This window comes from Mesorhizobium sp. M0802, from assembly GCF_040320115.1.
Classification (GTDB): domain Bacteria; phylum Pseudomonadota; class Alphaproteobacteria; order Rhizobiales; family Rhizobiaceae; genus Mesorhizobium.
The window spans coordinates 655,327-676,699 of the sequence record NZ_JAMYOY010000001.1 but is presented as its reverse complement, the minus strand read 5'-3'; the positions used below and the strand labels follow the sequence as shown (position 1 = coordinate 676,699).

Here is a 21,373-nt window from a genome sequence, read left to right as displayed (position 1 = left end):
TGTCAGCTCCGCTTGCGCTGCTGCAACGCGCCGACCGCAACTGAAACGGCTATCAGCGCGATGGCCAGCCATTTCAGCGTGGTGATGATCGGACTGGCGCCGATGTCATAAGCGATGAACAACAGAATCCCGGGCACCAGCAGGCCGCACATGACCAGCATGATGCGGTTGATCTGCCAAGACACTTTTGCTGCCAGCGCTTCGTCACCGGCTTCGCCGACAAGACCGGCGCGCATCTCCCGGGAGATGGCCAACGCGCTCGACAGGCGCATGGAGATCGGCAAGCCGAGCCCGATTATGAGGAAGGCACACGCCGACAGCAGAGCCGAGAATTTGAGCGCGCTGGTCTCGGCCGGCACCGGAAACAAAAGTGTCGCCAGCGGCAGGAAGACACAGACGATGCCGAGCGCGGCAATGGCGATGAAGATCGCGGCATTGACCCAAGTGAACAGCTGGTAGCGGCCTGCCCCGATCGGCGCGGCAAGCACGCGCATGCGCGCCCACTCGGCATCGGTATAGGAAAAGCCCGGCCATTCCATGCGGCCGTCTTTTATGGCTGTCATTCCCCTGGCCCAGAAAGCCAGCCGCGCCAGCCCGCCTGATGTCATGCCACTCATCGCCACCCCCGCCGAATGAATCACAGCCAGACCATATCACCGCGTCACTGCCAAGCGACAGACGGATATCCTACTGGAACCCGGCCGCATCGACCGAACCCTTCGGACAGCCCGCCTTGGTCGTCGGCGCCGAGGCGAGCATGAGAGTGCCCAGCGAACTGTCCGGACCGATCGGGCCGGTCAGGCCGAGCGTCAGCTCGCCGATCAGCCGCCTGCCGCTCGACGGATCGACCAGGCAGGAGACACGCACCCGCGCGCCCGCCCCGGCGCCGAACGCGCTGTCGAAGGTGCTGCGGATCTGGTCCGAAGTCAGTTGCTTGCCGACGTTCCTGGTGAAGAGCTGGCGCACCGGCGAGGCATTCACCGCCCGCATCAGGTTCAGCGCCTCGGCAAAATACTCCTGCTGGCTCTTGCCGTAGCAGGTGCCGTGCTTGATCCATTCATGCCGTTCGAGCTTGGAGGCGGTGCCAGGCATCACCTGGTCGAGTTCGGCGCGCGTATTGGCATCGAGGTTGACCGGCGGCAGGTCGGCCCAATGGGCCGGATTATCATTGGCCTTGTCGCTCGCCGGCACCTGGCAATAGAAATTGCCGTTCGGTTGCGGCCACAGACCATGCAAAGTGAAATGCGACGCGTCGAAACCGCCCGCCGTCTGCGCCTGGCATTCGGGCTTGCTTGCCTTGGTTTCGCAGAAGGCCGGCTGCCAACTCAGCGCAAAGACATATTCGGGCTTTTCCGAAGCCGCAGGCTTGCCCTGATCGGCGGGCGCGGCCGGCTGGGCGGCTGCGCTGCCGCCGGCGACATGACCGCAGCTGATCTTGACCCAGCGACGCTCAGGATCGGCGCCCGGCACGCGGATGAGGTAATGCGTCGGCGCATCCTTGTTGCCGGCCAGGAGGTCGTAGCTCTGTCCAGCCGTTGTCGCGATATTGCCGGGGTTCTTGCCGCTCTTCATCGCCTGCGTCGCCGGGCAAGCCGCATCGGCCATGAAGGAGCCGCTCATCTTCACATCGGCGCGCGCTAGGCCGACACCGGCCAGCGCCACCAACACCGCACCCCATATCGCCGATATCCGCATTCCAGCACTCCTAGCGTTTCATAGCGCAAGCTAGAAACGTGTGACATGTCAGAATTACGATCTCTTTCGTCCGCCGCAAAAAACAATCGCTCGGTCGATCAGACCCCGCCCTCCTCGACCCGCTTCGTCAACATACGCAGCAGATCAAGCGCTGTCTCGAGCGCGCGAGCCTCGATGCCCTCGCTGATGCGGTTGGCCCAGACATGCTGGCGCATGCCGATATCCCGGATCGCGGCCCGGCCGGCATCGGTCATCGCCAGGAGCTTCGCGCGGCGGTGCGCCGGGTTGTCCGCATAGGCGGCGAGCCCTTCGGCGGCCAGAATGTCGGCAAGGCGCTGCACGCTCTGGCGGGCAAGCCCCATGTCGCGGGCAATGTCGGCCACCGATTTCGGCTCCTTCAGCACCGCGCCCAGAACCTGCCAGCGCGCCGCCGTCAACCCGGCAGGCTCGGCCAGCCGGTCGGCCGCGTCGAGAAACCCGCCATTCAGCCGGAACACGGCAAGCACCAGTTCGGTGAGCACATCTCCGGCTTCGGTCCTGCTTGTCATTTCTGGCCGGCCTCGATGGTGGAAACGAAAGTGTTGACGGCTTCAGCCACCGCCTCCGGCTTGTTAAGCATCACCCAATGGCCGGAACCGGCGACGGTTCTGTGGCCAATTCCGATGCGCAGCCGAAACAGGGCCGCCGCATTGTCATTGGCCTCCGTGGCCAGCACGAAGATCGGCCCGTGATAGGCATCGAGCGTCGGTTCGGGATTCCATTCCGCCAGCGCCTTGCCGACGCCTGCCCGAGCCGCCGGATCGACCACCGCCGCATCGGCGAGGACCTGTTTGCGGACATCTTCATTGGAGCCGGCGATCGAGGTGTAATAAGCGCTCAGGACACCGCCGCCGTTTGGCCCCGCCAGATCGCGCACGAACCCGTCGCGAATCTCTTTGGGCAGGGCGCGCGGATCGGTCGCCGGATCGACCAGCAGGATGCCGGCAACACGGTCGGCATGGCCGGCGGCATAGGCGAGCGCGGCCCCACTGCCGCCGCTATGCGCAACGAGGACAAACCGCTTCAGGCCGAACGCATCCGCCACCGCACCGATATCGTCGGCACGGCCGTCATAGCCGTAGTCGGCATCAGTTGCAGGCGCCGATGCGCCATGGCCGCGAAAATCGAAGGCGACCGCCTCACGGCCACCTGCGGTGAGCTGCATCACCCGGTTCCACTGTGTGGCGCGGCTGCAATCGCCATGCGCGAACAGTATCGGCAGGCCGCCGCCGGATTTGATGTCGTAGCCGGCAAGCTGGCCCTGCGGGCCGGCAATGGTTGAGGTCTTCATGGTCATCTCCCTGGTTTTGCTGGATGCAATGCCGGGCAGGAGCATTGCGGATGACAGGCTCGCCAGCAGAAACGCGCGGCGCGAAACGGTCGAAAAGGTTTTCATGCTCATGCTCCCCATTTTGACAGTATGCTGTCATATAATCAAATTGACAGCATACTGTCAATAGCCCTCCCCTTGACGCCGGTCACGCCGTCGCCCAACAGTCGCCGACGGGAGCGAGAGATGGCATTTGACGAGCAGACGACGCTGGCCTCACCGACCGGGGCCACGCTCAACCTCTATGTGAAGCACGCGAGCGGCTCTCCACGGGCCGTCGTCCAGATTAACCATGGCTTGGCCGAACACGCCGCGCGCTATGCCCGCTTCGCGGATTACCTCAGCACCCGCGGTTTTCACGTCTACGTCCACGACCATCGCGGCCATGGCGCGACCAAGGCGCCCGATGCCCCGCTCGGCAGGTTCGCCGGCACAAGCGGCCCGGCCAAGGTGATCTCCGATGTCGACGCAGTCCACGATTTGATTGCGAAGGAGCAGCCCGGCCTGCCGGTCATCCTGTTCGGCCATTCGATGGGTGCGTCGGTGGCGCTCAACTACCTGCTGGCGCACTCGCCGCGCGTCCACGCCGCGGCGATCTGGAACGGCAATTTCTCACAAGGCCTGCTTGGTCGGCTTGCACTCGCCATCCTCGCTTATGAGCGCTTCAGGCTCGGCTCCGATGTTCCCTCACGCGTCTTGCCAAGGCTGACCTTCCAGACCTGGGGCAAGGCGGTGCCCAACCACAAGACGCCGTTCGACTGGCTGTCGCGCGACGAGGCTGAAGTGGCCAAGTACATCGCCGACCCGCTGTGCGGCTGGGATGCCTCGATCTCGATGTGGCGCGATGTCGTGGAGATGACGCAGAAAGGCGGCAAGGATTCCGGCTTTGCCGGCATCAGGCGCGACCTGCCCGTCAGCATCGTCGGCGGAGAGAAGGATCCGGCCTCCGACTATGGCAAGGGCATCGATCATCTCGCCAAACGCATGCGCGCGATGGGCTTTTCGAATCTGGTTTCAAAGGTTTACGCCGACACCCGCCACGAAAGCCTGAACGAGGTGAACCGCGATGTCGTCATGGACGATTTCGCTGCCTGGGCCGATAGCGTGCTCAAACGCTGACATCGCTGGCCCACCGCAAGGCCCGTGACAGCGGCATCCCGGGTTGATAGAGGCTGCGGTTCCGACCCGTTTTTGGTGATTTATGGCTGAACCTCCGCTGAAAGGCGTCCGCGTCGTCGAACTCGCCCGCATCCTGGCCGGCCCGTGGGCAGGACAATTGCTGGCCGATCTCGGCGCCGATGTCATCAAGGTCGAGAGCCCCGATGGGGGCGACGATACCCGCAAATGGGGTCCTCCCTTCGTCATGAGCCATGATGGCGAGAACCTGTCGGCCGCCTATTACCACTCCTGCAATCGCGGCAAGCGCTCCATCGCCGTCGATTTCTCGACGCCCGAAGGGGCCGAGACGGTGCGCCGGCTGGTTGCCACGGCCGACATTCTGATCGAGAACTTCAAGCTCGGCGGCCTCAAGAAATACGGGCTCGATTACGAGAGCCTGAAGGCGATCAATCCAAAGCTCGTCTACTGCTCGATCACCGGCTTCGGCCAGGATGGGCCTTACGCACCCCGCGCCGGCTATGATTTCATCATCCAGGCCATGGCCGGCATGATGTCGATCACCGGCGAGGTCGGGCGCGAGCCGCAAAAAGCCGGCGTCGCCATATCGGACATCTTCACCGGCCTCTATTCGGTGATCGCCATCCAGGCAGCGCTTCGCCATGCCGAAAAGACCGGCCAGGGACAGCATATCGATATGGCTCTGTTCGACACGCAGATTTCCGCACTCGGCAACCAGAACCTCAACTATCTCGTCTCCGGCAAGGCGCCGGTGCAGATGGGCAATGCGCATATGAACATTGCGCCCTATGAGGTTGTCCCGGTCAGGGACGGCCATATCATCCTGGCGGTCGGCAATGACGGCCAGTTCGCCAAATTCTGCGCCGCCGTCGGACTCGACCATCTCTCAGCGAATCCCGATTTCGCCACCAATCCGGCCCGCGTCGCCAACCGGGTGAAATTGCGCGAGCACATGATCGAGACGCTGAAGAACTGGGACCGAGACCCGTTGCTGGCCAAGCTCGAAGCGGCAAGCGTGCCGGCGAGCCCGATCAACAATATCGGCCAGATGTTTGCCGACCCGCAGACGATCGCACGCGGCATGCGCCTCGACCTCGACGATGGCCATGGCAATCGTCTGCCCTCGGTGCGCGCGCCGATGGTGATGTCCGGCACACCGCTGGTCTATGAACGCCCTTCGCCACGCCTTGGCGAACATACCGAAGAAATTCTTGCCGAACTGGAGAAGTCTGGACGATGAAGACCGGTGGACAACTGATTGTCGACGCACTCGAGGCGAACGGCACCGACCGCATCTTCTGCGTGCCCGGCGAATCCTATCTCGCGGTGCTCGACGCATTGCATGACTCGCCCATCCGCACCATTGTCTGCCGACAGGAAGGCGGCGCCGCCATGATGGCCGACTGCCAGGGGCGGCTGACCGGCCAGCCCGGCATCTGCTTCGTCACCCGCGGCCCCGGCGCCACCAATGCGTCGGCCGGCATTCACATTGCCATGCAGGATTCGATACCCGTCATCCTGTTCATCGGCCAGGTCGCCAGCCACGCCAAGGAGCGCGAGGCTTTCCAGGAGGTCGACTACAAGCGCTTCTTCGGCGACATCGCCAAATGGGTGGTGGAGATCGACGATGCCGCGCGCATCCCCGAACTCGTCACCCGCGCCTTTGCTGTCGCGACATCGGGCCGCCCCGGCCCCGTCGTCGTCTCGCTGCCGGAGGACATGCTGACCAGTCTTGTCGACGCGCCCGCGGCCTTGCCGCACACGCCGGTCGAAACCCGGCCCGGCGAAGCCGAACTCGATGCTTTGGAAAAGCTTCTGGCCAAAGCCAAGCGTCCCTTCGTCATCCTCGGCGGCACACGCTGGGACGAGGAAGCGGTGGCACGTATGCGCACCATTGCCGAGGCCTGGTCGCTGCCAGTCGGCTGCTCCTTCCGCCGCCAGATGCTGTTCGACCATCTGCACCCGAACTATGCCGGCGATGTCGGCATCGGCATCAACCCGAAGCTGGCCACCGCCATCAAGCAGGCCGACCTGGTGCTGCTGATCGGCGGCCGCATGGGCGAGATGCCGTCCTCCGACTATACGTTGCTGAAGAGCCCTTACCCCGACCAGACGCTGGTCCATGTCCATGCCGATGCCGGCGAACTCGGCCGCGTCTACCGGTCGACCCTGGCGATCAACGCTTCGCCTTCGGCCTTCGTCGAGGCTTTTGCCAAGCGCAAGCCAACCTCCACGCCAGCCTGGGCGGATGAGACAGCGAAAGCACACGCTGCCTACCTCGACTGGTCGACGCCGCCTGAGACCGGCCCCGGCCCGGTCCAGATGGGGCCGATCATGAACTATCTGGAAAAGATTTTGCCCGATGACGCCATTTTCACCAACGGCGCCGGCAATTACGCCACCTGGGTGCACCGCTTCCACCGCTTCCGCCGCTTCGCCACCCAAGGCGCGCCGACCTCCGGTTCGATGGGTTACGGCACCCCGGCTGCGGTCGCCGCCAAGGCGCTCCATCCCGACCGCACCGTGATCGCCTTTGCCGGCGACGGCTGCTTCCTGATGAACGGACAGGAATTCGCTACCGCCGTGCAATACGACCTGCCGATCATCGTTATCGTCGTGAACAACGGCATCTACGGCACCATCCGCATGCACCAGGAGCGCGACTATCCCGGCCGCGTCGTCGCCACCGATCTGAAGAACCCTGACTTTGCCGCTCTTGCCCGCGCCTATGGCGGCCACGGCGAGACGGTCGAGAACACGGCAGATTTTGCCCCTGCCTTCGAGCGTGCCCGCGCCAGCGGCAAGCCGGCGATCGTCGAAATCAGGCTCGACCCCGAGGCGATCACGCCGACGCGGACGATGACGCAGATCCGCGACAAGAGCTGAGAAGTTAGCAGCGAAAGCCGAGTTCCGTCACACCCCCCTCTGTCCTGCCGGACATCTCCCCCTCAAGGGGGGAGATTGGATGTCATGTCGCCCTTCGCCAATCTGCAGCGTTGCAGACAGGGCGCTATGGTCAGAGCTGCTGATCTCCCCCCTTGAGGGGGAGATGTCCGGCAGGACAGAGGGGGGTGCTGTCCCGCCGACGCTGCCAAGACGATCGCCCCTTTCCTGATATCTACAAGCGAGCTATCAGACCGCTGCCAGCGCCTGCGTCAGGTCGGCGATAAGATCGTCCGGATGCTCGACGCCGATCGACAGCCTGACCGTGGTCTCCAGCACGCCGATGCGCTGGCGCACGTCGAAGGGAATGCCGGAGTGCGTCATCGCCGCCGGGTGGCTGGCGAGTGACTCCGTGCCGCCAAGGCTCACCGCCAGCTTGAATATTTGCAGCCCGTTGAGAAAGGCGAAGGCCGCCTTCTCTCCGCCCTTGATATCGAAAGAAAATGTCGAGCCGGCGCCGCTGCATTGCGCTTTGTAGGCCCGTCCCGCTGCCGTGTCCTCGCCCAGGAACGGCAGGTAATGCACCTTTTCCACCTTGGCGTGATCGCGCAGGAATTCAGCCACGAGCCGCGCATTGTCGTTGGCGCGCTCCATGCGGATCGACAGCGTTTCCAGCGAGCGGCCGAGCATCCAGCAGGAATGCGGATCGAGCTGCGTGCCGATTGCGCCGCGCAACGCCTTGATTGGCTTGGTCACCGCCTTGCTGCCCATCGCCGCACCGGCGATCAGGTCGGAATGGCCGCCGACATATTTGGTCAGCGAATAGACGGAGACATCGGCGCCATGTTCGATCGGCCGCTGGAACACCGGGCCGAGCAGCGTGTTGTCGCAGACGATGATCGGCGTTGATCCTTGGCTTGCGCCGATCTCGTCGGCAAACTTCCGGATCAGTGCGATGTCGACCAGGCTGTTGGTCGGATTTGACGGCGTTTCGATGAGAATGACCGAGACACGCCCCTTCGCCACCGCTGCATCAGCAGCGGCCCGCACCGCCTTCTCGTCGACGCCGTCGGCGAAGCCGACAGCGCCGATGCCGAAGCCGGACAGCGTGCGCGTCAAAAGCGTCTCAGTGCCGCCGTAAAGCGGCTGCGAATGCAAGATGACATCGCCCGGACGGGCATAGGCGAGCAGCGTGGTGGCGATCGCCGACATGCCGGACGAGAACAGGATGCAGGCGTCCGTTCCCTCATAGACCGCCAGCCGGTCCTCGACGATCTCGGAGTTGGGATGATTGAAGCGCGAATAGACCAGGCCGGACGCCGTGCCGCTCGGCGGCTCCTTGCGGCCGGATGTGTAGTCGAAGAAGTCGCGCCCCTCCTCCGCCGATTTGAACACGAAGGTCGAGGTCAGGAACACCGGCGGCTTGACGGCGCCTTCCGACAGCTGCGGATCGAAGCCATAGCTCAACATCAACGTTTCCGGATGGAGCTTGTGGTTGCCGATGTGGGTTTTCGACGGGCGCGGCGCGGTCATGGCTTTTCCTGCGTTCTGGAGGAGTCTCGTCCAGCAATTTATGCGATCCCGGTCCACCAGTCCTTGCTATTTTCGGCCTCGCATGGCTGCATCCCGGCAACAAATTGCCGAGCGAGAGCAAAAGTGCAACAGAAGATAGCCGACGATTTCGACCGCAAGATCCTGCGCGAGCTGCAGGCCGACGCCCGCATCACCAACAATGAGCTTGCGGAGCGCATCGGCCTGTCGCCGTCGCCATGTTTGAGGAGGGTACGCCGGCTGGAGGAGGCCGGCATCATCAGGGGCTATACCACGCTGGTTGATCCCTCAGCCTTCGGCTGGAACATGGTCGCCATCGCCACCGTTCGGCTCAGCCGCCAGAACGAGGACGAGATCGTCATGTTCGAGGACGCCATCCGCGGGTGGGAGGAGGTGCTGGAATGCCACCTCGTCACCGGGTCGCGCGACTATGTGCTGAAGGTGGTGACCGGCAGCCTCGAACAGTACGAGCGCTTCATCAAGGAAAAGATCGCGCGGCTGAAATGCGTCGCCTCGATTGAGACCAGCTTCGTCATGAACACCATAAAGGAACGGCGCCTCTGACATTTGGTCAAAGGCGCCGCTCTCGAGGTCGAAATTGCCTGGCCAGGCTTATTTGATCGCCTTGTCGGTGATGGCCGTGGTGTAGGCGCCAGTCGGCGCCTTGGTGATGATCTTCTGGTCGAGCAGCGCCTTGGCGGTGCGCTCGTAGGTCGCCGGGTCGAGCTTGCCGTCGGCATTGTCGATCAGCTTGGCGACTTCGCTCATCATCCGCTTCTGGTGGTTTTCGTCCTGGCCACCGCCGTCCATGACAATGCCCGCGGCCTCGTCATTGTTGTCGATGGCATATTTCCAGCCCTTCATCGAGGCGCGCACGAAACGCACCATCTTGTCTTCGAAAGCCGGATCCTTGAGCTTGTCTTCCGAGGCGTAGAGCCCGTCCTCCAGCAGGTCGTTGCCCATCGCCGAGTAGTTGAACACGGTCAGCTGGTCCGGCTTGTAGCCGGCATCGATCAGCTGCCAGTACTCGTTGTAGGTCATGACCGAAATGCAATCCGCCTGCTTCTGGATCAACGGCTGCACGTCGAAGCTCTGCTTCAGAACCGTGACGCCGTCCGGGCCGCCTTCGGTCTTCAGGCCGAGCTTGTTCATCCAGGCGTAGAATGGATATTCGTTACCGAAGAACCAGACGCCCAGCGTGTGACCCTTGAAATCGGCTTCGGTCTTGATCGGGCCGTCCTTCGGGCAGACCAGCTCCATACCGGCCTTCTTGAACGGCTGGGCGATGTTGACCAGCGGCACGCCCTTTTCGCGCGCGGCGAGCGCCCCGCCCATCCAGTCGACGATGACGTCGGCGCCACCGCCGGCGATCACCTGCTCGGGTGCGATATCGGGACCGCCCGGCTTGATGTCGACGTCGAGGCCTTCTGCTTCATAAAAACCCTTGGCCTTGGCGACATAGTAGCCGGCAAACTGCGCCTGCGTGACCCATTTCAGCTGCAAGGTCACCTTGTCGGCGGCCATTGCCTGGAACGCGGCCAGCGACATCGCGCCGGCCAGCATCGGAATGATCAGTCTTTTCATGTTTTTACCCTCTGAAGTTAACACCCGAACCCACCGCCCTATCCACCACGGACAGAGGGATGCCAAAACGTGACGGCTCTCTCGACGAGAGCGACCACGCCATAAAAGACCGAACCCGCCAGTGCTGCAACTGCGATTTCGGCCCAGACCATGTCGATGTTCATCCGCCCGACCTCGGTCGAGATGCGAAAGCCCATGCCGACCACAGGCGTGCCGAAGAACTCGGCGACGATGGCGCCGATCAGCGCCAGCGTCGAGTTGATCTTCAGCGCGTTGAAGATGAAGGGCGCTGCCGCCGGCAGCCGGAGCTTCAAGAGTGTTGGCCAGTAGCCCGACGCATAGGTGCGCATCAGGTCGCGCTCCATATGGCCGGAGGCGGCAAGACCGGCAACCGTGTTCACCAGCATTGGGAAGAAGGTCATGATGATGACGACCGCGGCCTTGGACGGCCAGTCGAAGCCGAACCACATCACCATGATCGGCGCCACACCGATGATCGGCAGCGCCGAGACCATATTGCCGATCGGCAGCAGACCGCGGCGCAGGAACGGCACGCGGTCGGCCGCAATCGCCACCAGGAAGCCGGCGCCGCTGCCGATGACATAACCGAAGATCACCGCCTTGAAGATGGTCTGCCTGATATCGGCGCCGAGCACCGGCAGGGAACTGGCGATGCGCACACCGATGGCGCTCGGCGGCGGCAAAAGGATGAAGGGAATGCCGGCGCCACGCGTCACCGCTTCCCATATGATCAGGATCCAGGCGCCGAAGATCGCCGGGATGATGAGGCGCAGCGCCATCCGCGCCCCTTTTGCCATCGGCCGAAGCCCCGACAGCACCGCCACGCAGCGCCAGGCCAGCAGCCAGGCAGCCGCGAGCAGCAGGAAATAAGGCGCCATTGCCGTGCCTTCGAACCCTGTAATGCCCGAGATCAGCATCCAGGCGACAAGGTGAGCGCCGATGAACAGCACCGCAGCCTCGGCCAGCGGCGAAATTCTGATCATCGAGATCAGCCCTGCCAGCACGGCCAGGCCGATCATCGGGGTCTTTATCCCGAAATAGGGGTAGTCGAAGCTTGCCGTCGGGTCTGCAAGGGCGGCCGCTTCCGGCTTCGACATCGCACCGAGCGCGACGGCGACGAGGCACAGCGCAACGGCCAGCACGGCTTGCCAGGAGGGCTTCAGCCAGTTCATGCCGGCCTCCCGCCCATGGCGCGGTCAACGAGGCGCCCGGCTATGCCGACCACCATGACCAGAAGGGCCGCCACCACCGAGCCCGCCACAAGGGCGGACCAGATGTCGATGGACTGGCTGTAATAGGCGCCTGCCAAAAGCTTGGCGCCGATGCCGGCGACAGCACCGGTCGGCAGTTCGCCGACAATGGCGCCGACCAGGCTCGCCGCCACCGCCACCTTCATCGAGGTGAACAGGAACGGCACCGAGGCCGGCACCCGCAGCTTCCAGAAGGTCTGCGAGACACTGGCATTGTAGGTGTGCATCAGGTCGAGATGCATGAGTTCGGGCGAGCGCAGGCCCTTCACCATGCCAACCGTCACCGGGAAGAACGACAGGTAGGTCGAGATCATCGCCTTTGGGATCAGACCGCTGATGCCGATCGCCCCCAGCACGACGATGATCATCGGCGCCACCGCCAGAATGGGAATCGTCTGGGAGGCGATGATCCACGGCATCAGGCTGCGGTCGAGCGTCGCCACATGCACGATGCCGACCGCGATGACGATGCCGAGCGCCGTGCCGAAGGCAAAGCCGAGCAACGTCGACGACAGGGTCACCCAGGCATTGTAGACGAGGCTTCGGCTCGATGTGATGGGCCGCAGGAAGGTGTTCTCGAAGAAGTTCACCGCCACCTGATGCGGCGCCGGCAGCGTCGGCTTGGGCTGCGACAGCGTCTTGCCGATGAATTCGACGGTGCCGTGGGTTTCCCCGGCGCGCCGGTCGAGGTCGCGCTGGAAGGGCGCGTTTAGGATGACGGCGAAGACATACCAGAGCACCACCATGCCGAGGAGGATGGAGGTCACGGGGATGAGTTTTTCGCGGAAGGTGTCCATCTAGCGCGCCTCGCCAGCGGGGCGCCCTCCTCTCCCCAACGGGGAGAGGGTGGCCGGAGCGAAGCGGAGGTCGGGTGAGGGGGTAGAAATCTTTCCGTCGAGACAAGCCAAGATCGTATCCAGGACCGCTCGGCGCTCAGCCAAAACTTCGTGATTCCAGAAGCGCAGAACCGAATAACCTTGTCCGTTCAGCCAGGCTGTCCTGGCGGGATCGGTCAGTGAATCCGCGTGTTGGCTGCCATCAAGTTCGACAATCAGCCCCTGCTCGCGGCAGACGAAGTCCGCGATGAAAGGTCCGAGCGGCACTTGCCGCACAAATTTGTAGCCGTTGAGATGACGTCCTCTCAATTCCCCCCAAAGCCGGTATTCAGCTTCGGTCTCGTCAAACCGCAGCTTTCGGGCGCGAGCGGTTGCCCCGACATTTCTCTTGGTCGGATCCGTCGGCGCCGCCCCCTCACCCGACCTCCGCTTCGCTCCGGCCACCCTCTCCCCGTTGGGGAGAGGAGCCAGCCGGTCGTTCGCCCCCTCAATCATCATAGCTGTGCCCTGCCCTCAAGCCATCGCGCACGCGGGCCGCGATCGCCAAAAATTCCGGCGTCTCGCGGATGTCCAGTGGCCGCTCCTTTGGCAGCGTCGATTCGATGATGTCGGTAACCCGACCTGGGCGCGGCGACATGACGACGATGCGCGTCGACAGATACACCGCCTCGGGGATGGAATGGGTGACGAAGCAGATCGTCTTGTTGGTGCGCGCCCACAATTCCAGAAGCTGTTCATTGAGATGGTCGCGCACGATCTCGTCCAGCGCGCCGAAGGGCTCGTCCATCAGCAACAGGTCGGCGTCGAAGGCGAGCGCGCGGGCGATCGAAGCGCGCTGCTGCATGCCGCCGGAAAGCTGCCAGGGGTATTTCTTCTCGAAGCCGGAGAGGTTGACGAGCTCCATCGTTCGCTTGATGCGCTCGGCCTGCTCCGCTCTCGAAAGGCCGATGATCTCCAGCGGCAGCGCCACGTTACGCTCGATCGTGCGCCACGGGAAAAGGGCTGCCGCCTGGAAGACGTAGCCATAAGCGCGTTTCTCGCGCGCCTGTTCCGGCGTCATGCCGTTGACCGAGATCGTGCCCGATGTCGGTTTTTCCAGATCGGCGATGACGCGCAGCAAGGTGGTCTTGCCGCAGCCCGATGGGCCGATGAAGGAGACGAACTCGCCCTTGCCGATGGTCAGGTCGACATTGGAGAGCGCCTCTACCGCACCGTCATTGGTCTGAAAGGTAAGGCCAAGTCTGCTTGCCGAGACGACGGCTGGCGATTGTCCCGTCATCGCTTGCTGCCTGCCTCTCGCAGCCGCCCAGGATGAAATGCCGTTGCATTCGCGTTGATGTTGCTTTCCACTCGTCCAATCCCACCCAATCGACGCCCGGAGCCTTGCCGATGTCGCCCAAACCCACTTGTCACCTTATCCGTCCTGAAAGCACTTATGAAGGCAAGCAGGGATTGACCTATTTTGCCGGCATTGCCGCCGAGACGGTAGGCTCGTCCGGCATCTGCATGCATCTGCTCACCCTGCCGCCCGGCGCCCGCGCCAAGGCGCATCTGCATGAAAGCCATGAGACGGCGATCTATGTGCTCTCGGGCGAGGTCCACACATGGTATGGCGACAGGCTCGAGAACCACATCGTCGTCAAGGCCGGCGACCTCTTCTACATCCCGGCCGGCGTACCGCATCTGCCGGCCAATATGAGCAACGCCCCGTCCTCGGCCGTCATCGCCCGCACCGATCCCAATGAACAGGAAAGCGTCGTCCTGTTGCCGGAGCTGGATGCGCTGGTGGCCTGACGCTGACGGGACTGCCGTCATTTGCACCGCGCCACTTCGCCCATGACATTGCCGTCCTCGTCGGCGACCGTCAGCTTCTTGGCGTTCTTGGCGCTGCGCTTGATGGTGAATTTGGTTGGCTCCTGTCCGTCTTCACCTTCGGCCTCGCATGTCGCCGTCACCACCAGCGAACCATCAGCCTGCGCTTGCTTCTCCGTGAAGGTGCAGGCGCTGGCGGCGGTGACCAATGCCTCGTCGGTCAAAAGCAGCATCCGATCGGCGGCGACTTCCTGGCCGTTGCGGTTGATGCAGCCATATTTGTCCCCATAGGGTTTCGTCAGGTCGATGCCTGCCGCAAGGGCCTGACCCGCAGCCAGAACGACTACCATCGCAACAGACGGCCCCAAACCGCGCGCGCTCATTCCCCCAGCTCCAACGTCACGAACACGGTTGCAACGGCCCCATTTCTTCAAGACCGGGAATGGTCACGAAGAACCCACCCTCGCCCTTGTTGGTGACCACAACGGTTTCAGCCGTCGTCCCCGCCTCGCCTTCGGCGGAACAGGTCGCATCAAGTGATTGCGTGCCCGGCGCCCACGTCAATTGCTGCGCGAACCGGCAGCCGCTGCCATAGGTCTCGATGCCCTCGGCGGTCAGCACGATATAATCGTCGCGGCCCTGAAAGCCGGCCTTTGCAAAGACACAACCGGCATCGTTGCCCCAGAAGCCCACCAGCCTCTCGGCCCCTGTTGCCGGACCAGCGACCACCATCGCCACGACCAGTGAAATGAGCGCCCCCGGGCTCCGCAACGTCAAACGCCTGTCGCCGGAATGCCGGTGCGTTCGACCTTGCGCGGCGCGGTGATGTCCTTCCAGGTCGACAGAGCCCGGTTGACCGCCGCGTTCGGCTCGCGGGCGACGAATTCGCCATGGCCGGGCTTGGCCTTGACCTCCGCTTCCTCGACCGACAATTCGCCGCGCGAAAAGACGAAGCGCGGCAGGCCGGTCACCTCAAAACCTTCGAAGACGTTGTAGTCGATCACCGATTGCTGCTTCTTCGAGGTGATGGTCTTCTTGGCGCTGGGGTCCCACACCACGATGTCGGCGTCCGCGCCTTCGACGATGGCGCCCTTCCTAGGATACATGTTGAGGATCTTGGCGATGTTGGTCGAAGTCACCGCGACGAACTCGTTCATCGTCAGCCGCCCGGTGTTGACGCCCGTCGTCCACAGCACGGGCAAGCGGTCTTCAAGCCCGCCAGTGCCGTTCGGGATCTTGGTGAAATCGCCGACGCCGTTGCGCTTCTGCTTGGTGGTGAAGGCGCAGTGGTCGGTCGCCACCACCTGCAGCGATCCCGCCTGCAGGCCGGCCCACAGCGAATCCTGGTGCAGCTTGTTGCGGAAGGGCGGACTCATGACGCGGCGCGCCGCATGGTCCCAATCCTTGTCGAAATACTCGCTTTCATCCAGCGTCAGATGCTGGATCAGCGGCTCGCCGAAAACCCGAATGCCCTTCTGGCGGGCGCGGCGGATGGCTTCGTGGCTCTGCTCGCAGGACACATGCACGACATAGAGCGGCACGCCGGCCATGTCGGCGATCATGATGGCGCGGTTGGTCGCCTCGCCCTCCACTTCCGGCGGCCGCGAATAGGCGTGTCCCTCGGGGCCATTATTGCCGGCGGCGAGCAGCTTTTGCGACAGCGCCGCAACCACGTCGCCATTCTCGGCATGAACAAGCGGCAGCGCGCCGAGATCGGCGCAGCGCTGGAACGACGCGTACATCTCGTCGTCGTCCACCATCAGCGCGCCCTTGTAGGCCATGAAATGCTTGAACGAGGTAATGCCTCTGTCGACGACGGTGGCCATCTCGTCGAACACCTGCTTGCCCCACCAGGTGATCGCCATGTGGAAGGAGTAGTCGCAGGCAGCCTTCGAGGTCTTGTTGTCCCACATCTGCAACGCTTCCAGCAGCGACTGCTGCGGCGCCGGCAGGCAGAAATCGACCACCATCGTGGTGCCACCGGAAAGGGCCGCACGCGTCCCGGACTCGAAATCGTCGGCCGAATAGGTGCCCATGAACGGCATTTCGAGATGGGTGTGCGGATCGATGCCGCCCGGCATGACGTAACAGCCGCTGGCGTCGAACTCATGGTCGCCATGCAGGTTCGAGCCGATGGCGACGATCTTGCCGTGCTGCATCAGCACATCGGCCTTCCAGGTGCGGTCGGCGGTGACGATGGTGCCGTTTCGGATGACTTTGGTCATTGTCGTGTTCCCTTGTTCTCTTCGCGCTTCTTGTGAGCGTCGTTTTGAATACAGATCTTAGTTCACGCCACGATCCCCGCTGTCTCTACCACCGCATGGAACAGCACGTCGGCGCCGGCGCCGGCCCATTCCTTGGTGATTTCCTCAGCCTCGTTGTGTGACAACCCGTCAACGCAGGGGCACATCACCATGGCGGTCGGCGCAACGCGGTTGATCCAGCAGGCGTCGTGGCCGGCGCCGGAGACGATGTTGCGGTGGGAATAGCCGAGCCGATCGGCGGCGTCGCGGATCGCCTTGACGCAGCCGGCATCGAAGGTGACCGGATCGAAAGCGCCGACCTGCTCGACCTTGTACTGGATGTCGAGCGCCTCACAGATCGTGTCGATGCCTTCGCGTATGCGCCCATCCATCGCGTCCAGCACTTCCTTCTCGGGCGAGCGGATGTCGATGGTGAAGACGGTGCGCCCGGCGATGATGTTGCGCGAGTTCGGAAACACCTCCATGTGGCCGACCGCGCCGACGGCGTCGGGCTGGTAGTCCATGGCGATCTCGTGCACCAGTTCGATGACCCGAGCCATGCCGAGCCCGGCATTACGGCGCTTGGGCATCGGGGTCGAGCCGGTATGCGCCTCCTTGCCGGTCAGCGTTACCTGCAGCCATTTCAGGCCCTGGCCGTGGGTGACGACGCCAATGTCGATGCCTTCGTCCTCGAGGATCGGCCCCTGCTCAATATGCAGTTCGAAGAAGGCGTGGATCTTGCGATCACCGACTTTCTCGGTGCCTTTCCAGCCGATGCGCTCCAGCTCCTCGCCAAATTTCCTGCCCTGTTTATCAGTGTGCTGATACACGTCCGCCTGATCGAGCACACCGGCGAACACGCCGGACGCCATCATAGCCGGGGCAAAGCGCGAGCCTTCCTCATTGGTCCAGTTGGTAACGACGATCGGATGCCTGGTCTGGATGCCGAGATCGTTAAGCGAGCGAATAATCTCCAGCCCGCCGAGCACGCCGAGCACGCCGTCATATTTGCCGCCGGTCGGCTGCGTGTCGAGATGGCTGCCGACATAAACCGGCGGCAGGCTGGGATCAGCGCCTTCCCGGCGGGCAAACATGGTGCCCATTTCGTCAAGCCCCATTTCGAGCCCGGCCGCCTCGCACCAGCGCTTGAACAGATGCCGTCCCTCGCCGTCCTCGTCGGTCACGGTCTGGCGATTGTTGCCGCCGGCAATACCGGGGCCGATCTTCGCCATCTGCATGATGGAATCCCACAAACGGTCTGAATTGATTCGCAGATTCTCGCCTGGGGCGGCCATGCTCTAAAACCTCATCGGTTGCGGGGCGGCGGCGTCCCCCTCCCCCTCGAGGGGAGGGTGGCCGCGAAGCGGTCGGGTGGGGTCGCCCGCGACGCGCGCGACCTTCTCTTTGACCACCTGCGCGACGTGCCAAGCGCTGTTTATGACATCGGGCTCGTCAACACGGAAGACTTCAAATCCGAGCGATCGCAGATAAGCATCGCGAACGGCATCGTGCCGACTACCCCTGTCGTGTTCGTGCATGTCGCCATCGACCTCAACGATCAGCTTCACCGCCAAGCAGGCAAAATCCACGATGTACGGGCCAATCGGGCACTGACGGCGAAACTTGATGCCGGCTGATTTCAGGTCCCGCAGTTCATACCACAGCAGCGATTCTCCCTTGGTCGCGTGAATTCGAAGCGCTCGCGCCTTTTGGCGCATTTCGAAGCTCACGCGGGTACGGGGCATCAGGAGCGGCCTCGGAACAAAAGAGCAGGTCGGCGTCCGGTCGCACCGACCCCACCCGACCGCTTCGCGGCCACCCTCCCCTCGAGGGGGAGGGCTATCCGCGCCCGGTTTGTCAATCGATCGCCCTCAGCACTTCTCTGACATGGTCGATCAATTCGTTGATCTGGCCCTTGGTGATGATCAGTGGCGGCGACAGCGCGATGATGTCGCCGGTGGTGCGGATCAGCGCGCCGCGCTCGAACGCCTTGACGAAGGCCGAGAAGGCCCGCTTGGTCGGGCTGCCGGCGATCGGCGCCAGTTCGATCGCGCCGATCAGGCCGATATTCCTGATGTCGATGACATGCGGCTCGTCCTTCAGCGAATGCAGCGCATCTTCCCAGTAGGGCGCCAGTTCCTCGCCGCGGGTCAGCAGGCCCTCTTCCTTGTAGGTGTCGAGCGTGCCGAGTGCCGCGGCGCACGCAATCGGATTGCCCGAATAGGTGTAGCCGTGGAAGAACTCGATCATGTGCTCGGGGCCGGTCATGAAGGCGTCGTGGATTTCCTTCTTCACGAACACCGCGCCCATCGGGATGACGCCGTTGGAGACGCCCTTGGCGGTGGTCATGATGTCGGGCGTGACGCCGAAATAATCCGCTGCGAACGGCGCGCCGAGACGGCCGAAACCGGTGATGACCTCGTCGAAGATCAGCAAAATGCCGTGCTTGGTGCAGATCTCGCGCAGTTTCTGCAGATAGCCCTTCGGCGGCAGGATGACGCCGGTGGAGCCGGCGACCGGTTCGACGATGACAGCGGCGATGGTCGAGGCGTCATGCAGGGCAACGATGCGCTCCAGCTCGTTGGCGAGTTCCGCGCCATATTCCGGCACGCCCTTGGAGAAGGCGTTCTTTTCCGGCAGATGCGTGTGCGGCATGTGGTCGACGCCGCCGAGCAGCGTGCCGAACATCTTGCGGTTGGTGACGATGCCGCCGACCGAGATGCCGCCGAAATTGACGCCGTGATAGCCGCGTTCGCGGCCGATCAGGCGGGTGCGCGCGCCCTCGCCCTTCACACGGTGATAGGCGATCGCCATCTTCAGCGCCGTTTCGACCGATTCCGAACCGGAATTGGTGAAGAAGACATGGTCCATGCCCTTGGGCGCGAGATCGACCAGGCGGTTTGCCAGTTCGAACACGATCGGGTGGCCCATCTGGAAGGCCGGCGCATAGTCGAGTTCGGCCGCCTGGTGCTGGATCGCCTCGGTGATCTTGGGACGGCAATGGCCGGCATTGACGCACCAGAGGCCGGCGGTGCCATCGAGCACCTTGCGGCCGTCGCTGGTGGTGTAGTGCATGTCCTTGGCGGAAACGAACATGCGCGGCGCCTGTTTGAACTGCCGGTTTGCCGTGAACGGCATCCAGAATGCGCTGAGATCGTTCGGCGTGACTTTCAGCCGGTTGGACATGACCAAGACTTCCCCTTGTAACCTGTTTCGGTGCGGCTAACGCTTGGTCTTTCCAAAGCTTGGTCTTTGCTGCGTTTTCATGCTACGCAAATTTTTGACCGATTGGACAAACGTTAGCACCGCCCTGTCGGCGGTCAAGGGATTACTAGCGGAAATGCGGCCTGCGAAGTGCGCTCCACGGGTAAGAGAAAAACTGGTCCAGAGAATTGGTCCAGATGAACCCTGCGGCCAAGGCTTGCAGGGGTGAGCGGCGCCATGGAAGGCTCAGCCCCTCGCCGCACCCGCATCCAGCAGGAAAAGCGCGAACTGATCCTGGAAGCAGCGCTCGAAGTCTTCTCCACCAACGGCTTTCGCGGCTCGACCATCGACCAGATCGCCGAGGCCGCGGGGATGTCGAAGCCGAACCTGCTCTATTATTTCCGCCGCAAGGAAGACATCCACGAAACGCTGATGGAGCGGCTGCTGGCGACCTGGCTGGCGCCGCTGCGCGAACTCGACGATATCGGCGATCCCCTGACCGAGCTCAGGAGCTACATCAGGCGCAAGCTCGAAATGGCGCGTGATTTTCCCAGGGAGAGCCGGCTGTTCGCCAACGAGATCCTGCAAGGCGCGCCGCGCATCATGCCGCTGCTGGCGGGTGAGCTGAAAACGCTGGTCGACGAGAAGGCCAACGTCATCAAGGGCTGGATGCGCGCCGGAAAAATCGCCCGCACCGATCCCTGGCACCTGATCTTTTCGATCTGGGCGACGACGCAGCACTATGCCGATTTCGATGTCCAGGTCCGCGCGGTGCTCGGGCCCGACCGCGGCAGCGACGGCCGCTTCGAGGATGCGGCGCGGTTTCTGGAGCAGTTGTTCATTGATGGGCTGAAGCCGAAGGGCTGACCTTGGGCATCAGGCGCTGCGGCGCTCCGCCGGCATCGCCTCAAGCAAATTCTGCAGCTTCTCGATCGAATTCTGTTCGGCCAGCGGCGTGTAGACGATCAGCTTCATGTCCGAGCCGTCGTCGATCGACAGGCTCATATGCTCGAACGTCATGGCGCCGGCTCTCGGATGTCGGACATGTTTCACCCCCGACAATCGGCGTGCCACGTCGCGTTGCGGCCACCAGTCGCGAAACTCCGGACTTGAGCGCGTCATAAGCACGATCAGCCGCTCGAAATCCGCATCGCCCACATAGCGGGCGCTTTCCGCCCGGAACGAGGCCAGCACGGTGCGCGCCAATTGCTCCCAGTCAACCAGCAGGCGCCGGTGATGCGGATTGGTGAACACCATGTGGACGATGTTGCGGGCGTCGCCCTCTAGCAGGCCATAATCACCGAACACCGCTACCGCCGCCGGATTCCAGGCCAGCACGTCCCAGCGCCGCCCGACGACATAGGCCGGCTGCAGCACCAGGCTCTCCAGCATATGCATCAGCGGGCCATCGACCTTTTCCGGCGCAGCCACGCGGTTCTCCGGTTGCTGGCGGCCTGCCAGGATGAACAGATGCCGCCTTTCAACGGCGTCGAGGCGCAGCGCTTCGCTGAGCGCCGCTAGCACCTCCACCGAGGGTCTGACCTCGCGCCCCTGCTCTAGCCATGTGTACCAGGTGGTGCCGACGCCGGCGATCATCGCCACTTCCTCGCGACGCAAGCCTGGCGTGCGTCTCCGCAGGCCGGTCGCGATGCCGGTGGCGGACGGCGTCAATCTTTCGCGGCGCGAGCGCAGGAAGGCGCCAAGCTCGCGCCGGCGGCTGTCTTCAGCGGAGTGCGTGGGAGCATCCATGAGAGCTATTATAGCAGTATTGATACCAGGATAAAGTTT

The 21,373-nt window shown here is 63.3% G+C and carries 23 protein-coding genes; 6 read left to right on the top strand and 17 right to left on the bottom strand.

All coding sequences use genetic code 11. From position 1 onward, the window contains the following. Positions 1-2: 2 nt before the first annotated feature. From NKI10_RS03220 to NKI10_RS03205, 4 genes are all read right to left on the bottom strand, one after another. Positions 3-617: a hypothetical protein gene (locus NKI10_RS03220; RefSeq protein WP_352858609.1), complete on the bottom strand. Its 615-nt coding sequence runs from the start codon at positions 615-617 to the stop codon at positions 3-5. A gap of 70 nt (positions 618-687) precedes the next feature. Then, entirely contained in the window at positions 688-1,695 is a 1,008-nt protein-coding gene (locus NKI10_RS03215) for a ribonuclease T2 family protein (RefSeq protein ID WP_352858608.1), read from the bottom strand. A 98-nt stretch (positions 1,696-1,793) separates the two neighbouring features. After that, positions 1,794-2,216 (bottom strand): MarR family winged helix-turn-helix transcriptional regulator, encoded by a 423-nt coding sequence (locus NKI10_RS03210; protein ID WP_352761931.1) that lies wholly within the window; start codon positions 2,214-2,216, stop codon positions 1,794-1,796. A gap of 23 nt (positions 2,217-2,239) precedes the next feature. Then, a complete protein-coding gene (locus NKI10_RS03205; RefSeq protein ID WP_352761932.1) occupies positions 2,240-3,130 on the bottom strand; it encodes an alpha/beta fold hydrolase in 891 nt (296 codons plus the stop codon). A gap of 120 nt (positions 3,131-3,250) precedes the next feature. Here NKI10_RS03205 and NKI10_RS03200 point away from each other — a divergent pair, with 120 nt between their 5' ends. The 3 genes from NKI10_RS03200 to NKI10_RS03190 all read left to right on the top strand — a co-directional run bounded on the left by NKI10_RS03200 (position 3,251) and on the right by NKI10_RS03190 (position 7,087). Beyond that, positions 3,251-4,183, top strand: coding sequence for an alpha/beta fold hydrolase (locus NKI10_RS03200; protein WP_023729372.1), 933 nt, complete (start codon positions 3,251-3,253; stop codon positions 4,181-4,183). An 82-nt stretch (positions 4,184-4,265) separates the two neighbouring features. Then, positions 4,266-5,441 (top strand): CaiB/BaiF CoA transferase family protein, encoded by a 1,176-nt coding sequence (locus tag NKI10_RS03195; RefSeq protein ID WP_023668227.1) that lies wholly within the window; start codon positions 4,266-4,268, stop codon positions 5,439-5,441. Next, positions 5,438-7,087 (top strand): thiamine pyrophosphate-binding protein, encoded by a 1,650-nt coding sequence (locus NKI10_RS03190; protein ID WP_352858605.1) that lies wholly within the window; start codon positions 5,438-5,440, stop codon positions 7,085-7,087. The genes NKI10_RS03195 and NKI10_RS03190 overlap by 4 nt, the downstream gene beginning before the upstream one ends. 246 nt (positions 7,088-7,333) lie before the next feature. On the opposite strand, the gene NKI10_RS03185 is transcribed toward NKI10_RS03190, so the two are convergent. Next, positions 7,334-8,617 (bottom strand): cystathionine gamma-synthase family protein, encoded by a 1,284-nt coding sequence (locus NKI10_RS03185; protein ID WP_023688001.1) that lies wholly within the window; start codon positions 8,615-8,617, stop codon positions 7,334-7,336. A gap of 123 nt (positions 8,618-8,740) precedes the next feature. Between NKI10_RS03185 and NKI10_RS03180 the strand changes: the two genes are divergently transcribed. Further along, complete coding sequence (locus NKI10_RS03180; protein WP_023690839.1) at positions 8,741-9,199, top strand: Lrp/AsnC family transcriptional regulator; 459 nt, start codon at positions 8,741-8,743, stop codon at positions 9,197-9,199. Positions 9,200-9,247: 48 nt separating this feature from the next. On the opposite strand, the gene NKI10_RS03175 is transcribed toward NKI10_RS03180, so the two are convergent. From NKI10_RS03175 to NKI10_RS03155, 5 genes are read right to left on the bottom strand one after another with little or no spacing between them, the layout of a single operon-like run. After that, positions 9,248-10,219, bottom strand: a complete 972-nt coding sequence (locus tag NKI10_RS03175; RefSeq protein WP_023682178.1) for an ABC transporter substrate-binding protein — start codon at positions 10,217-10,219, stop codon at positions 9,248-9,250. Between the two features lie 38 nt (positions 10,220-10,257). Beyond that, complete coding sequence (locus tag NKI10_RS03170) at positions 10,258-11,412, bottom strand: ABC transporter permease (protein ID WP_352858603.1); 1,155 nt, start codon at positions 11,410-11,412, stop codon at positions 10,258-10,260. Beyond that, a complete protein-coding gene (locus tag NKI10_RS03165) occupies positions 11,409-12,287 on the bottom strand; it encodes an ABC transporter permease (protein ID WP_352858601.1) in 879 nt (292 codons plus the stop codon). Before NKI10_RS03165 ends, NKI10_RS03170 begins: the two co-directional genes overlap by 4 nt. After that, positions 12,288-12,824, bottom strand: a complete 537-nt coding sequence (locus tag NKI10_RS03160) for an endonuclease domain-containing protein (protein WP_023705579.1) — start codon at positions 12,822-12,824, stop codon at positions 12,288-12,290. After that, positions 12,814-13,605: an ABC transporter ATP-binding protein gene (locus tag NKI10_RS03155; protein WP_352858599.1), complete on the bottom strand. Its 792-nt coding sequence runs from the start codon at positions 13,603-13,605 to the stop codon at positions 12,814-12,816. Before NKI10_RS03155 ends, NKI10_RS03160 begins: the two co-directional genes overlap by 11 nt. Before the next feature lie 110 nt (positions 13,606-13,715). Here NKI10_RS03155 and NKI10_RS03150 point away from each other — a divergent pair, with 110 nt between their 5' ends. Then, positions 13,716-14,120 (top strand): cupin domain-containing protein, encoded by a 405-nt coding sequence (locus tag NKI10_RS03150; RefSeq protein ID WP_031196380.1) that lies wholly within the window; start codon positions 13,716-13,718, stop codon positions 14,118-14,120. A 17-nt stretch (positions 14,121-14,137) separates the two neighbouring features. Here the strand turns inward: NKI10_RS03150 and NKI10_RS03145 are convergent, their stop codons facing one another. The 6 genes from NKI10_RS03145 to aptA form a co-directional block, all read right to left on the bottom strand. Continuing rightward, the gene (locus NKI10_RS03145) at positions 14,138-14,521 is read right to left on the bottom strand and encodes a hypothetical protein (RefSeq protein WP_031197044.1); all 384 of its coding nucleotides are present in this window, start codon (positions 14,519-14,521) and stop codon (positions 14,138-14,140) included. A gap of 16 nt (positions 14,522-14,537) precedes the next feature. Then, positions 14,538-14,831: a hypothetical protein gene (locus NKI10_RS03140; RefSeq protein WP_245260000.1), complete on the bottom strand. Its 294-nt coding sequence runs from the start codon at positions 14,829-14,831 to the stop codon at positions 14,538-14,540. Between the two features lie 80 nt (positions 14,832-14,911). Next, a complete protein-coding gene (gene hydA / locus NKI10_RS03135) occupies positions 14,912-16,363 on the bottom strand; it encodes a dihydropyrimidinase (RefSeq protein ID WP_023699634.1) in 1,452 nt (483 codons plus the stop codon). 62 nt (positions 16,364-16,425) lie between these two features. Further along, entirely contained in the window at positions 16,426-17,676 is a 1,251-nt protein-coding gene (locus NKI10_RS03130; protein WP_023744579.1) for a Zn-dependent hydrolase, read from the bottom strand. A gap of 3 nt (positions 17,677-17,679) precedes the next feature. Continuing rightward, positions 17,680-18,099, bottom strand: a complete 420-nt coding sequence (locus NKI10_RS03125; protein ID WP_245261377.1) for an endonuclease domain-containing protein — start codon at positions 18,097-18,099, stop codon at positions 17,680-17,682. 139 nt (positions 18,100-18,238) lie between these two features. Continuing rightward, on the bottom strand, positions 18,239-19,567 hold the full coding sequence (gene aptA, locus NKI10_RS03120) for an omega-aminotransferase AptA (protein ID WP_023705584.1): 1,329 nt from the start codon (positions 19,565-19,567) through the stop codon (positions 18,239-18,241). A 255-nt stretch (positions 19,568-19,822) separates the two neighbouring features. On the opposite strand from aptA, the gene NKI10_RS03115 reads away from it, so the two are divergent. Then, entirely contained in the window at positions 19,823-20,452 is a 630-nt protein-coding gene (locus NKI10_RS03115) for a TetR family transcriptional regulator C-terminal domain-containing protein (RefSeq protein WP_023705585.1), read from the top strand. Between the two features lie 9 nt (positions 20,453-20,461). Here NKI10_RS03115 and NKI10_RS03110 read toward each other — a convergent pair whose 3' ends face one another. Continuing rightward, on the bottom strand, positions 20,462-21,334 hold the full coding sequence (locus tag NKI10_RS03110; protein WP_023729382.1) for a helix-turn-helix transcriptional regulator: 873 nt from the start codon (positions 21,332-21,334) through the stop codon (positions 20,462-20,464). Positions 21,335-21,373: the final 39 nt, after the last annotated feature.

Excerpts from the sequence above, each read along its gene's own strand:
- NKI10_RS03220 (WP_352858609.1), bottom strand. The coding sequence starts at position 617 with ATGAGTGGCATGACATCAGGCGGGCTGGCGCGGCTGGCTTTCTGGGCC.
- NKI10_RS03215 (WP_352858608.1), bottom strand. The coding sequence starts at position 1,695 with ATGCGGATATCGGCGATATGGGGTGCGGTGTTGGTGGCGCTGGCCGGT.
- NKI10_RS03205 (WP_352761932.1), bottom strand. The coding sequence starts at position 3,130 with ATGAAAACCTTTTCGACCGTTTCGCGCCGCGCGTTTCTGCTGGCGAGC.
- NKI10_RS03200 (WP_023729372.1), top strand. The coding sequence starts at position 3,251 with ATGGCATTTGACGAGCAGACGACGCTGGCCTCACCGACCGGGGCCACG.
- NKI10_RS03195 (WP_023668227.1), top strand. The coding sequence starts at position 4,266 with ATGGCTGAACCTCCGCTGAAAGGCGTCCGCGTCGTCGAACTCGCCCGC.
- NKI10_RS03190 (WP_352858605.1), top strand. The coding sequence starts at position 5,438 with ATGAAGACCGGTGGACAACTGATTGTCGACGCACTCGAGGCGAACGGC.
- NKI10_RS03185 (WP_023688001.1), bottom strand. The coding sequence starts at position 8,617 with ATGACCGCGCCGCGCCCGTCGAAAACCCACATCGGCAACCACAAGCTC.
- NKI10_RS03175 (WP_023682178.1), bottom strand. The coding sequence starts at position 10,219 with ATGAAAAGACTGATCATTCCGATGCTGGCCGGCGCGATGTCGCTGGCC.
- NKI10_RS03170 (WP_352858603.1), bottom strand. The coding sequence starts at position 11,412 with ATGAACTGGCTGAAGCCCTCCTGGCAAGCCGTGCTGGCCGTTGCGCTG.
- NKI10_RS03165 (WP_352858601.1), bottom strand. The coding sequence starts at position 12,287 with ATGGACACCTTCCGCGAAAAACTCATCCCCGTGACCTCCATCCTCCTC.
- NKI10_RS03160 (WP_023705579.1), bottom strand. The coding sequence starts at position 12,824 with ATGATGATTGAGGGGGCGAACGACCGGCTGGCTCCTCTCCCCAACGGG.
- NKI10_RS03155 (WP_352858599.1), bottom strand. The coding sequence starts at position 13,605 with ATGACGGGACAATCGCCAGCCGTCGTCTCGGCAAGCAGACTTGGCCTT.
- NKI10_RS03150 (WP_031196380.1), top strand. The coding sequence starts at position 13,716 with ATGTCGCCCAAACCCACTTGTCACCTTATCCGTCCTGAAAGCACTTAT.
- NKI10_RS03145 (WP_031197044.1), bottom strand. The coding sequence starts at position 14,521 with ATGAGCGCGCGCGGTTTGGGGCCGTCTGTTGCGATGGTAGTCGTTCTG.
- hydA (WP_023699634.1), bottom strand. The coding sequence starts at position 16,363 with ATGACCAAAGTCATCCGAAACGGCACCATCGTCACCGCCGACCGCACC.
- NKI10_RS03130 (WP_023744579.1), bottom strand. The coding sequence starts at position 17,676 with ATGGCCGCCCCAGGCGAGAATCTGCGAATCAATTCAGACCGTTTGTGG.
- NKI10_RS03125 (WP_245261377.1), bottom strand. The coding sequence starts at position 18,099 with ATGCGCCAAAAGGCGCGAGCGCTTCGAATTCACGCGACCAAGGGAGAA.
- aptA (WP_023705584.1), bottom strand. The coding sequence starts at position 19,567 with ATGTCCAACCGGCTGAAAGTCACGCCGAACGATCTCAGCGCATTCTGG.
- NKI10_RS03115 (WP_023705585.1), top strand. The coding sequence starts at position 19,823 with ATGGAAGGCTCAGCCCCTCGCCGCACCCGCATCCAGCAGGAAAAGCGC.
- NKI10_RS03110 (WP_023729382.1), bottom strand. The coding sequence starts at position 21,334 with ATGGATGCTCCCACGCACTCCGCTGAAGACAGCCGCCGGCGCGAGCTT.